The sequence below is a fragment of the Kitasatospora sp. NPDC057512 genome, assembly GCF_042802135.1.
Classification (GTDB): Bacteria; Actinomycetota; Actinomycetes; order Streptomycetales; family Streptomycetaceae; genus Kitasatospora.
Window position 1 is genome coordinate 1 of the sequence record NZ_JBHVET010001179.1, and the last position, 1,528, is coordinate 1,528.

Here is a 1,528-nt window from a genome sequence, read left to right on the forward strand (position 1 = left end):
GCCGAGCACCACGCCGACCACCGCCCCGGCGGCGCCGAGGACGAGGCCGCCGCCGAGCACCACCGCACCGACGTGGGCCCGGCTCCCGCCGGCCGCGCCGAGCAGGGCGAGCTGGCGGCGCGAACGGCGGGCGCCGACCGCGAAGGCGGGCCCGGCCAGCAGGGCGACCTCCAGCAGCGCCATGCCGCTGACGACGGCGACGACCATCCGGGTGTTGTTGGCGGCCGTCGGGTCGTGGTAGCGGTACGCGTCGCGGTAGTAGGGGACGGCCTGCTCGGGCGGCGGGGCGATCGCCACCGAGCGCGCGGTCAGGGTGTAGCCGTGGGCGTTGAACCGCTGGACCGCGGCCCAGTCGAGGGAGGCCCCGGACGGCAGCCGGACCAGCCAGCCGGACCGGGTGGTCGAGGGCTTCTCCGCGGCGGACCCGCCGCCCGCCAGCGCGGTGTTCAGCGGATCGATCAACTCGCCCGGCCGGGCGACGAGTTCGACCCGTCCCAGCTCGCTCGGGTGCTCCACGACGCCGGTGATGGTGTACGGGGTGCGCTCCAGGCCCTGGAGGGTGGTGGTGGCGCCGGGCTTGAGTCCGGAGCGGCTCAGGAAGGCCCGGGTGACGGCGACTTCGTGCGGGGCGCCCGGGGCGCGGCCCTCGACCAGGTCGAGCCGGCCGCGCCAGATCGGGTCGCCGAGGTCGGCCTCGGTGGTGAGGGTGCGGACCAGGCCCTCGGGCGAGTCCGCGCCGGCCTCCGGCCCGGGCCGGGCCGGGGTGAGCGCGCTGCCGGGCGGCAGCAGTGCGGCGACCAGGGCGGCCGGGTCGGTGCTCGCGCCCTTCTCCTGCTCGGCCGTCGGCCTGTCGCCGGGGCGGGCCGGGACGGAGAAGGCGCCGTCCTCGGCGATCGGGGCCTGCTCGACCGGGGTGCCCGGGTCGAGCGAGGTGACCAGGGCGTCCGCGCCGCCCACCACCCGCTCGACCCGTTCGGCCGGGGTCAGCTGCCCGCTGCGGTGGACCACGTCGGCGCCGGTGACGCCGAGCACGGGCAGCGCGATCATGGCGGCGATCAGCGCGCTGCGGCCCTTGGCGCGCAGCGCGTCGCGGCGGGCGATGCGCAGGGCGACCCGCCAGGCTCCGAGCCTCACCGCGCCACCTCGCCGACCGCGCCGGACGGGTGCACCGCGGCGAGGCGGGCCGAGGAGCGGCGGCCGGGGGCCTCCGAGGCGACCGCGCCGTCCCGCAGGTGGACCACCCGGTCCGCCCAACTGGCGTGGGCCGCCTCGTGGGTGACCATCATCGCGGCGGCGCCGGCGTCGCAGCGGGCGCGCAGCACGGCGAGCACCGCCTCGCCGGTGGCCGAGTCGAGGGCGCCGGTCGGCTCGTCGGCGAGCACCAGCCGGCGCTCGCCGATCAGGGCGCGGGCGATGGCGACGCGCTGCTGCTGGCCGCCGGACATGTCGTCGGGGAAGCGGTCGGCGAGCTCGCCGATGCCCATATACTCCAACGCGGCCAGCACCTCCCGGCTGGCACGGCGGCCCG

1 protein-coding gene and 1 pseudogene are annotated in these 1,528 nt (G+C 78.5%); both read right to left on the reverse strand.

Features of this window, described 5'->3' with window-relative positions:
* Nucleotides 1–1,134 (reverse strand): annotated as a pseudogene (locus ACFU6K_RS38695) (ABC transporter permease); the annotation flags it as partial.
* The coding region (locus ACFU6K_RS38700; protein ID WP_380671310.1) for an ATP-binding cassette domain-containing protein at nt 1,131–1,528 on the reverse strand (398 nt) is incomplete at its 5' end. The gene ACFU6K_RS38700 and the pseudogene ACFU6K_RS38695, both read right to left, overlap by 4 nt.